General features: G+C 73.3%; 9 protein-coding genes and 1 pseudogene. 2 read left to right on the plus strand and 8 right to left on the minus strand.

The window, feature by feature from the left end; genetic code table 11:
- Positions 1-73 precede the first annotated feature (73 nt).
- From AB0J68_RS18860 to AB0J68_RS18870, 3 genes are all read right to left on the minus strand, one after another.
- A complete protein-coding gene (locus AB0J68_RS18860) occupies positions 74-1,156 on the minus strand; it encodes a polyprenyl synthetase family protein (protein WP_354862758.1) in 1,083 nt (360 codons plus the stop codon).
- 9 nt (positions 1,157-1,165) lie between these two features.
- A complete protein-coding gene (locus AB0J68_RS18865) occupies positions 1,166-1,555 on the minus strand; it encodes a helix-turn-helix transcriptional regulator (RefSeq protein ID WP_354862760.1) in 390 nt (129 codons plus the stop codon).
- Between the two features lie 229 nt (positions 1,556-1,784).
- Entirely contained in the window at positions 1,785-2,561 is a 777-nt protein-coding gene (locus AB0J68_RS18870) for a GntR family transcriptional regulator (protein ID WP_363939640.1), read from the minus strand.
- 804 nt (positions 2,562-3,365) lie between these two features.
- Between AB0J68_RS18870 and metF the strand changes: the two genes are divergently transcribed.
- Together metF and AB0J68_RS18880 are read left to right on the plus strand one after the other, a co-directional pair.
- On the plus strand, positions 3,366-4,283 hold the full coding sequence (gene metF, locus AB0J68_RS18875; protein ID WP_354862764.1) for a methylenetetrahydrofolate reductase [NAD(P)H]: 918 nt from the start codon (positions 3,366-3,368) through the stop codon (positions 4,281-4,283).
- 21 nt (positions 4,284-4,304) lie between these two features.
- Positions 4,305-5,018, plus strand: coding sequence for a CDP-alcohol phosphatidyltransferase family protein (locus AB0J68_RS18880; protein ID WP_363939642.1), 714 nt, complete (start codon positions 4,305-4,307; stop codon positions 5,016-5,018).
- A 15-nt stretch (positions 5,019-5,033) separates the two neighbouring features.
- Here the strand turns inward: AB0J68_RS18880 and crtI are convergent, their stop codons facing one another.
- The 5 genes and pseudogenes from crtI to AB0J68_RS18905 all read right to left on the minus strand — a co-directional run.
- Entirely contained in the window at positions 5,034-6,521 is a 1,488-nt protein-coding gene (gene crtI / locus AB0J68_RS18885) for a phytoene desaturase family protein (RefSeq protein ID WP_363939644.1), read from the minus strand.
- Between the two features lie 11 nt (positions 6,522-6,532).
- Complete coding sequence (locus AB0J68_RS18890; protein ID WP_363939646.1) at positions 6,533-7,657, minus strand: glycosyltransferase family 2 protein; 1,125 nt, start codon at positions 7,655-7,657, stop codon at positions 6,533-6,535.
- Positions 7,654-8,490 carry a carotenoid biosynthesis protein gene (locus AB0J68_RS18895; protein WP_363939648.1) on the minus strand — a complete coding sequence of 279 codons (837 nt, stop codon included), beginning with the start codon at positions 8,488-8,490 and terminating at the stop codon, positions 7,654-7,656. The genes AB0J68_RS18890 and AB0J68_RS18895 overlap by 4 nt, the downstream gene beginning before the upstream one ends.
- Entirely contained in the window at positions 8,487-9,038 is a 552-nt protein-coding gene (locus tag AB0J68_RS18900; protein ID WP_354862773.1) for a GNAT family N-acetyltransferase, read from the minus strand. The genes AB0J68_RS18895 and AB0J68_RS18900 overlap by 4 nt, the downstream gene beginning before the upstream one ends.
- Positions 9,035-9,336, minus strand: a pseudogene (locus AB0J68_RS18905) (monooxygenase); the annotation flags it as partial. The gene AB0J68_RS18900 and the pseudogene AB0J68_RS18905, both read right to left, overlap by 4 nt.

Raw genomic sequence — 9,336 nt, forward strand, 5'->3', positions numbered from 1 at the left:
GACACGCCGCGCGCGTGGGCAACAACTTCATGATCGACGCGCTCCGGGAGGGGGTGGGGGAGGGGGGACGGGGTTAGTCGGCTCGGCGGGTTGCCGCTATGGCCAGGTCTACCAGGGCCTGGCGGGCCTCGGTGTCCAGGTCGACGGCCGTCAGCGCGGCGAGCGCGGAGTCGGTGAGTGTGACGATCCGCTGCTCGGTGCGGGCCAGCGCCCCGCTCGCGTCGATCAGCTCGCGTAGCCGGGCCACGCCCCGCTCGTCCAGGCCCGGGTCGCCGAGCTGGCTGAGCAGCAGCTCCCGGCCCGCGTCGTCGGTGGCCTCCACGGCCGCCGCCACCAGATAGGTGCGCTTGCCCTCGCGCAGGTCGTCCCCGGCCGGCTTGCCGGTCTGCGCCGGGTCACCGAAGACCCCCAGCACATCGTCGCGGAGCTGGAACGCCTCGCCCAACGGCAACCCGTACGCCGAGTAGGTCGTCCGGATGTCCTCGCCCGCGTCGGCCAGCGCGGCGCCGAGCAGCAGCGGACGCTCGACGGTGTACTTCGCCGACTTGTACCGGGCGACCTTGCTGGCCCGTTCCACCGACGTGTCCCCGGTGACCTGGGTCAGCACGTCGAGGTACTGCCCGACGGTGACCTCGGTGCGCATCTCGTCGAAGACCGGCCGGGCCCGGGCCACCGCCCGCAGGTCCAGGCCGGCGGAGTGCAGCAGCTCGTCGGACCACACCAGGCAGAGGTCACCGAGCAGGATCGCGGCGGAGTCGCCGAACCCGTCCGGGTCGCCGCCCCAGCCGGCCGCCCGGTGCCGGGTCGCGAACCGCCGGTGCACCGCCGGCTCGCCGCGCCGGGTGTCGGAACGGTCCATCAGGTCGTCGTGGATCAGGGCGCTGGCCTGCACGAACTCCAGCGCCGCGAGGGCCGTGAGGACCTGGTCGCCGTCCACCCCGCCGGCTCCCCGGAACCCCCAGTACGCGAAGGCCGGGCGCAGGCGCTTGCCGCCACCGAGCACGAAGGCTTCGATCGCCTCCGCCACCGGGACGAGGGCCTCGTCCACCCGGGTCAACCGGGCCCGCTGGCCGGCCAGAAACTCGGTGAGCGCCCGGTCGACCCGCTCCCGCAGGCCGGCACGGTCGACGGGGGACACGGGAGCAGCGTGGGTCACGCCACGACGCTAGCGGGTCGTCCCGGCTCGCGCTCCACCGCCACGCGTACTGCCGCCGGTACGGCCCGGACCGGTCCGCCCGGCCGGCCGCGCACCGTCCGCGCCGGGTCGGCCCGACCCGCCGGCCGTGGGCGGGCAGGTTCGCCGGGTGCGCACGGCCGCCTCGGTGAGCACCGCCGCCGGTATGTCCAGCACGACGGCGAGCCAGCCGAGCCAGAACCCGCCGGGTACGCGTCGCTGCCGTTCCCACCGGGACACCTCGTGGCGGCTCAACGTCGGCACGCCCGCGGCGGCGCACAACTCGGCGGCGGTGCGCCGCTGGCTCCAACCCCGGGCCAGCCGATGCCGGACCAGGAGCGGCCCGAGTTGGGTGCGGTGCGGCGGTGGGGACGAGGTCACGGGTCCTCCCGGCGGACGTCGACGCGGTGACACCCCGCCCGCGCCACGGGCCGGGCACACCTCGGCTGGGTGACCCCCACGCGGGAACCGGGCCACCCCCGCCGCCCCTCCCGCGCTCCCCCTTCCTACCCCGGGGGTACGACGGCTTCCTTCGCCGAACGTGCCGCGCGTCGCCGGGCCGCACCGCCCCCGCGTCGGGCACTACCGGCTGCGGGCCCGGTCTGTCGGCTTAGGTGAGGTCAACCCAGTAGTCCAACTCCACCAGATCGGCACGCCTGACGATTCGCGCCACCTCGACCACGCGCTCACCGACATACGTCTGTCGAGTGATCACCACGACGTGAACTCCGCCAGGGATTTGCAGAGCCTCCACCTCATCCGGCGTCGGCATCCTCCATCCCGGCCGCTCACGGATGCCAGTGACGGTGTGCCCGAGGCTATAGAGCTGTGACGTGTTGCCGCCTGGCCAGGGCTCGTTCTCCGGGTCGGCTACCGGGGTGCCGGCGACCATGTCGAGCAGCAGCGACGAGACGGACAGCTGTTGCGGCACGCCGTGAGTACGGAACAGGAAATGGCGCTCCAATAGCATCGTCCCCTGCTCCACCCCGAACAGCTCGGCCATGGACTCGGTAGCCGGCACCTCGAAGAAGCTCTTATCGAGGCTGTAGGCAGACCATTCGACCTGCTCGTCAGCAGTGAAGGACGTCCCGAGCTCGCCGCTGCGAACCTGCTCCAGCTCTTTGCGGTACCTCTCGGAAGCGAGTCGACGCACGGGCATGATCGGACGGGCGTAGGTGCCTCGTCCAACCTCTGTCAACACCAAGCCCTCTGCCCGCAGCAGCGCCAAGGCTTCACGAACGGTTCCGCGCGCGACTGCGAACTCGGCCATCAAGGTCGATTCACTGGGCAGCAAAGAGCCGGGGGCGATCACGCCGGCCTCGATCCGGTGGCGTAGCTCGTCGGCGACCTGCCGGTAGCGGCGCGGCTGTGGGTGCGGGGTAGGCACGCCCGTCACCGTACTCCCGATCTTCCCGACCGCCTGTTCGCCATGACACGACATTACCTGTCTGGACAGGTTGCCTAGACAGGATTAGGGTTGCAGTGTGGTCGGCACGCTGAGTGATCTAGGGGTAGGCACTGCGTGTCGGCCACCCAAGGGGTCTCGGGAGGCAGCTCATGCGTCGATGGAAGTGGTTCCAACGTCCTAACGAATCGATCGACGTCGTCGAGCGCTCGGCCTATCAGCCCGTGGCCTGTGACCCTCCTACGCCGCCACGGAAGCAGGGAGATACCACCAGCGCACGGCCAGCCGCGAAGCGGCACAGCCAGCGAGACGACCGCCCTAATGCTTGAGGAGATCAGGCCGGAGCCATCGTTTCTCGTGATCATGGCCGGTTTCATAGTGGATCTGCACATCCGCAAGACGTGCCCACGCTGCCGGCAGGATGGCTGTCCAAAGCTCAGAGCCGCTGGACTCATTCTGAAGCTCTGGCGAGCAAGGAAGCAGCCGTGAAGGCCGGTGACGTTCTGCGGCTTGATCGGAAGGTCAGCGTTCAGTTCATGAGCCCGATAACCGTTCGGGTCATCAGAAGGCTTGACTGGGTTACCTACGACGGTTGGTGCTGGATCGACTGCTACCAGCTCGACAGCAGAGGTGATGCCGTCGCCAGACGTTCGTTGTTCATCCGACCTGAGTTTGTGGAGTCCGCCGCAGACGGCCTGGCCGCGCCGCAGGGCCGGGATCGACCGACTCGCGTACGGCGGTGGGAAGCTCCTGGGTCCCGATGGCGTCGCCCGCTAGAGTCGGGTCGTGGCGCTCGGTCTTCCCTCGGTACTCCCCAATCCGCAGCCGGCGATCGGGGAGCTCATCCGTGACCGCCAGCCGACCTTCTCGTTCGAGTTCTTCCCGCCCAAGACCGAGGCGGGGGAGCGGCTGCTCTGGCAGGCGATCCGCGAGCTGGAGTCGCTGCGTCCGTCGTTCGTGTCGATCACCTACGGCGCGGGCGGTTCGACCAGGGACACCACCGTGGCGGTGACCGAGCGGATCGCCACCGACACCACCCTGCTGCCGATGGCCCACCTGACCGCGGTCAACCACTCCGTGGCCGAGCTGCGGCACGTGATCGGCCGGCTCGCCGGGGTCGGGGTGCGCAACGTGCTGGCCGTGCGCGGTGACCCGCCGGGCAACCCGGGCGGCGAGTGGGTCCGCCACCCCGAGGGCGTCGACTACGCCGAGGACCTGGTCCGGCTGGTGCGCGACTCCGGTGACTTCAGCGTCGGTGTGGCGGCCTTCCCGTACAAGCACCCCCGCTCGCCCGACGTGGCCAGCGACACCGCGCAGTTCGTCCGCAAGTGCCGGGCCGGCGCCGAGTTCGCGATCACGCAGATGTTCTTCGAGGCCGACGACTACCTGCGCCTGCGCGACCGGGTGGCCGCCGCCGGCTGCGACACCCCGATCCTGGCCGGGGTGATGCCGGTGACCCAGATCGGCACCATCGAGCGGTCCGTGCAGCTGTCCGGGGCGCCCTTCCCGCCGGCGCTGGCGGCGCGCTTCGAGCGGGTGGCCGACGACCCGGAGGCGGTGCGCCGGCTCGGCATCGAGCAGGCCAGCGACATGTGCCGTCGACTGCTGGACGAGGGCGTTCCGGGTGTCCACTTCATCACCCTCAACCGGTCCACCGCCACCCGAGAGGTCTGGCAGAACCTCAAGGCCGGCGCGCGGGTGTGAACACGGAGTCTGCGACACCTGATGCCCGGCACGACGGTTGATCCTCAGGTGGGCACACAGCTGAACTGGGACCAGTACGCCACGGCGTGGGCGCGGTTGCACGGCGGGTTCGACCCGCGGGTCGCCGCGCCGGTGGTGCGTGCCTGGCTGCGGTTCGCCTACCACGTCGGGTATGTGCTGGGTCGGCTGCGGGTCGGCCCCACCCCGGTCACCGCGGCGGGGGTGCTGCTCTGCTTCTGCGTACCGTTGCTGGCGACCCGGCCGGGCGACGGCCCGTTCCTCGGCGCGCTGTTCGTGCTGCTCGCCGCGGTGGCCGACAGCGTGGACGGTGCGGTGGCCGTCGCCACCGGCCGCACCACCCGGCTCGGCTACGTCTACGACTCGCTGGCCGACCGGCTCGGCGAGGTGGCGTGGCTGCTGGCGTTCTGGCTGGTCGGCGCGCCGGGCGCGCTTGTCGTCGCAGCCGGGGCGCTGTCCTGGCTGCACGAGTACGTCCGGGCCCGCGCGGTCTCCGCCGGGATGCGCGACATCGGCGCGGTGACCGTCGGCGAACGACCCACCCGGGTCTCGGTCGCGCTGGCGGGCCTGGTGGTCGCTGGGCTGGCCGGCCTGATCGAGCCGGAGCTGGCCGCCGGCACCATCACCATGGCGACCGCGGTGTGGGTGCTGCTGGCCGGCTTCGGGCTGGGGCAGCTGCTGTCCACCGTCCGCCGCGCGCTGCTCGACGCCGGCTGAGCGCCCCGTCGGGTCTCACCAGGCGGGGCCGATCTCGTCGGCGACGATCTGCGCGGAGAGGGTCACCATCGGCAGGCCACCGCCGGGGTGGCTGGAGCCGCCCACCAGCCACAGCCCGTGCGCCGGGCCCCGGTTGGCCGGGCGGAGCAGGCCACCGGCGGTGCCGTAGATCGCGCCGCCCGGCGCCCCGGTCGCCGCGTCCAGGTCGGCCGGGGTGCGCACCTCGCGGAACAGCAGCCGGTCCCGTACGTCGACGCCGCGCTCGGCCAGGACATCCAGGATCCGATCGGCGTACGCGTCGGCCAGCCCCGGGCGTCGCCAGTCGACCGCGCCACCGGCAGTGCCCTGCCGGGCGGCGTTGACCAGCACGAACCACGCCTCGTGCCCGGCGGGGCGGACCATCGGGTCGTCGGCCACGGTGACGAACACCGTCGGGTCGGCCGCCGGTCGGGCCCGGACGCCCCGCCCCGGATCGCCGAAGACCGCGTCGAACTCCGCGTCGTAGTCGCGCGGGAAGAAGACGCTGTGGTGCGCCAGGCCGGTGCTGCCGGAGACGCCGAGCAGCAGCACGAAACCGGCGAGGCTGCGATCGGTCAGGCCGGCCAGCCGGCCCGCGTGTGGCAGCAGGTCGCGGTAGACGGTGAGCGCGTCGACGTTGGCCACCACCACGTCGGCGGGCACCGGCGCGGTGACGCCGGCGAGGCGTACCCCGTGCACCCGGCCGCCCGCCGCGTCGATCCGGGTGACCGTGGTGCCGGTCTGGACGACCACGCCGAGGTCCAGGCAGCGGGTCAGTAGCGCGTCGGCGAGCGTGCCCAGCCCGCCGCGCAGGTACCACCCGCCGTAGGTCAGCTCGGCGTAGGGGACCGCGACCAGCGCCGCCGGGGCCCGCCGCGGGTCGGCGCCGGTGTAGGTGGCGTACCGGTCCAGCAGCATCCGCAGCCGCGGGTCGGACAGGTGCCGGTGGCCCAGCCCGCGCAGGGTGCGGCCCGGGGCGATGGCAGCCAGGTCACCGACGCGCCAGGCCAGCGACGCGAGGTCGCGGGGGGAGTCGACGGTACGGCGCAGGATGTCCCGCGAGGAGGCCTCCCACACCCGTGCGGCCCGGCGCCACAGCCGCTGCCAGTCGGCCGCCGCCCGGTCGCCGAGGGCGGCCCCGATCCGCGCGGCGAACTCCACCGGGTCGGTGCACGAATCCAGGGTCGGGCCGCCACCTGCGAAGACGTGCCGGACGATCGGGTCCAGCGGCGTCAGGTCCAGGTACTCGTCGAGCTTCGCCCCGGTCGCCTCGAACAGGTCGTGGAAGACCTCGGGCAGGGTGAGCAGGCTCGGCCCGGTGTCGAAGTGGAACATCCCGGCCGGGGTGTCGTGCGCGTACCGGCCGAGCTTGCCGCCGACCGTGTCGGCGGCCTCGAAGACGGTCACCTGGTGCCCGGTTGCGGCCAGCCGGGCGGCGGTGGCCAGGCCACTCACCCCGGCGCCGACGACCACGATCCGCGCCATGCCGCGCCCTCCTAGCTGACCGGGCGGCCCCGCCAGGTCAGGCGGCGTCGCTTTCGCAGATGGTACGACCGCAGCGTCAACCAACCGAGGACCACGACCGACACGGGGTGTGCGAGCGCGTCGGGCCACCACCGGCCGCCGGTCGCCCGGGCGGTGAGCACCCGCCCGGCCACCCCGAGCAGGTATGCGATGAGCGCAACCATTGACATCCGGGGAGCTGTCGAGGCGACCGCCAGCGCGACCAGCGGTGGGGCGGTGTAGAGCAGGAGCAGCAGCGTCACCACGACGGCCGCCGCGCCGGGGTGCCCGAACGACGCCCACAGCGACTTCGAGTACCCGTCGCGCAGCTGCGGCCAGTCGTCGTACATCCGGCAGGTGGCCAGCCGGGAGCCGTCGGCCAGGGCGATCCGCCTCCCGGCGCGCTTGACGGCCCGGGCCAGCTCGACGTCCTCCAGGATCTTGTCGGCGACGGACGCGTGCCCGCCGGCGGCGGTGTAGCCGGCCCGGTCCAGCACCAGGAACTGCCCGCCCGCCGCGGCCAGCGACGGCCGCCGCGAGCGCTCCATGGCCCGCAGCGGCAGGAAGGTCAGCCACAACCACTGCAACAGCGGCTGCACGAGCCGGTCGGCCGCCGTCGCCACGACGATCCGGGGGTACGGCGACAGCAGCGTCGCGCGGGCGGCGCGCAGCTCGGTGACCGCCGCGGCCACGGCGTGCGGGGCGAGCACCACGTCGGCGTCGACGAAGACCAGCGCGGTGGCCGCCGGGTCGGCCCGGGTGGCCAACTGCCAGCAGGCGTGCGGCTTGCCCAGCCAGCCCGGCGGCGGGGCGACCCCGCTGAGCAGGGTGACCCGCGGGTCGTCGCCGACGACCGCGCGGACCACGTCGGCGGTGCCGTCGGTGGACCCGTCGTCGAGGACCACGATGCGCAGCGCCGGCACACCACGCTGGGCGAGCAGGGCGCGCAGGCAGGGCGTGACCCGGGTGGCCTCGTCGCGCAGCGGCAGCAGCACGGCCACCGGCTCGTCGACGTCATCCGGCCGGTCGGTGGGTCGGCGCAGCCATCGGGCGGCGTTGACCCAGGTGTGCCCGGTCAGCGCGGCGACGGCGAGCAGCAGGGCGACGAGGACGGTCATCGGGTCGCGTCGACGCCCGGGCGGTGCGGTTGGTGGTCGTCCCGGCGCGCGTGGTGGGGCCGGTGGGCGCGCAGCAGGGTCACCGCCAACGGCACGGCGGTGACCGCCATGCCTGCCGCGCCCCAGAGCGCCGACGCGGGCAGGTCCAGGAAGACCGCGTGGGCCAGGATGCTGGAGAAGTACGTCCACAGGTAGAGCGCGAGCATCGGGTGGTCCCGCCGGTCGGTGTGCTCGGCGGCCGGACCGGCCAGCGGGCGCAGCGCGCTCATCAGCAGCACCGCGAAGAGCAGCCAGCCCAGGTAGTTGCTGACCGGGATGCCGGCCAGGCCGGGCAGCGCCGGGGTGGCGTCCCGCCAGACCCAGTAGCCCTCGGCGACCATCTGCGGGTCGAGGAAGAGGTCCCAGGCGGCCAGCCCCACCGCGGCCAGCGCGATCCGGCCCACCCACCGGCCGAGCGGCGTGCCGCTGCCGCCGGTCAGGCGGACCGCGGCCAGCCAGGCCGGCCAGGCCATCCAGGTCCAGGCCAGCGGGATGATCAACGGCACCCCGGCCAGCTTGGGGCCCAGCTCACCGGAGTAGTCGTAGCTGCCGAACGGCACACCGGTGGCCACCCCGATCGCCTCGATCGCGAACCCGCCGCCGGTGGCCACCGCGACCAGCGCCGCCGCCACCCGAGGGCCCCGGCTGAGCAGCGCGTGGCCGACCGAGAGCAGCCAGCCGAGCACGACCGTGGCCACGGTCAGCCCGGCCCGGGTGGCGCCGGTGGTCAGCGGGTAGCAGATCTGGGCGAGCACCAGGACGGCGAGCAGCGTCCAGGAGATCCGCCGGGTCATGACGCGGCGGGCTCGAGCGGCAGGTCTCGACCGAGTACGCCGAAGGGCCGCTCGTCACCGGGGAAGTGGAAGTCGCGCAGCACGTCGACGAAGCCGAACCGCCGGTACAGCCGCCAGGCCCGCGAGGTCTGCTCCTCGGCCTCCGGGGTGGACAGCAGTGTGGTGTCGCCCTCGGCCATCGTGAGCAGCGCCCGCAACTGCCCGGCGCCCAGCCCGTGCCCCTGCGCCGGCGGACGGACGTGCAGCTCGACCACCTCGAAGCAGTGGGTGAGCCAGCGCTTGCGGGTCGGGGCGTCCAGCGCCCGGTGCACCTGGTCGTGCCACCACTGGCCCGGACCGCCCAGATAGCCGTACCCGAAGCCGGCGAGGTGACCCTCGCTGGTCAGGCTGGCCACGGCCCGGAACCCGGGCCGGCGGACGTGGGTGGCGATGTAGCCGCGCCGGGCCTCCAGCAGGTCGGTGCGGTACCCCATCGCCTCGCCGTAGACGGCCACCACGTCGTCCAGCCGTCGGACGAGATCGTCCGGCGTCCAGCGCACCAACCTCATGCCCGTCCACCCTTCACTGTCGCCTGGTCGCCGTCGGCGACCCACCCGAGGACCGTCCGGTCGCCGACCACGTCACGTACCTCGAACCGGGCGAACAGCTCCTCGGCGTACCAGCCCGCGGTGGGGGTTCGCATGATCGCCGCCCGATGCTCCGGGTGACGGTACGCGAACGCCACCAGGTCCGTCGGGTCGCGCCACACGCTCACCGTGCCCTGCCATCCCAGCGGGGCCTCACCGACGCCGAACCGGGCCAGCAACCCGGGCGCGTCGCGCAGGGCGGCGGCCACCGGCGGGATCG

The sequence above is a fragment of the Micromonospora sp. NPDC049580 genome (genome assembly GCF_040675595.1).
Taxonomy (GTDB): Bacteria; Actinomycetota; Actinomycetes; order Mycobacteriales; family Micromonosporaceae; genus Micromonospora.

Coding starts and splice junctions, on each gene's coding strand:
- crtI (WP_363939644.1), bottom strand. CDS start 6,521: ATGGCGCGGATCGTGGTCGTCGGCGCCGGGGTGAGTGGCCTGGCCACC.
- AB0J68_RS18880 (WP_363939642.1), top strand. CDS start 4,305: ATGCCCGGCACGACGGTTGATCCTCAGGTGGGCACACAGCTGAACTGG.
- AB0J68_RS18895 (WP_363939648.1), bottom strand. CDS start 8,490: ATGACCCGGCGGATCTCCTGGACGCTGCTCGCCGTCCTGGTGCTCGCC.
- AB0J68_RS18890 (WP_363939646.1), bottom strand. CDS start 7,657: ATGACCGTCCTCGTCGCCCTGCTGCTCGCCGTCGCCGCGCTGACCGGG.
- AB0J68_RS18900 (WP_354862773.1), bottom strand. CDS start 9,038: ATGAGGTTGGTGCGCTGGACGCCGGACGATCTCGTCCGACGGCTGGAC.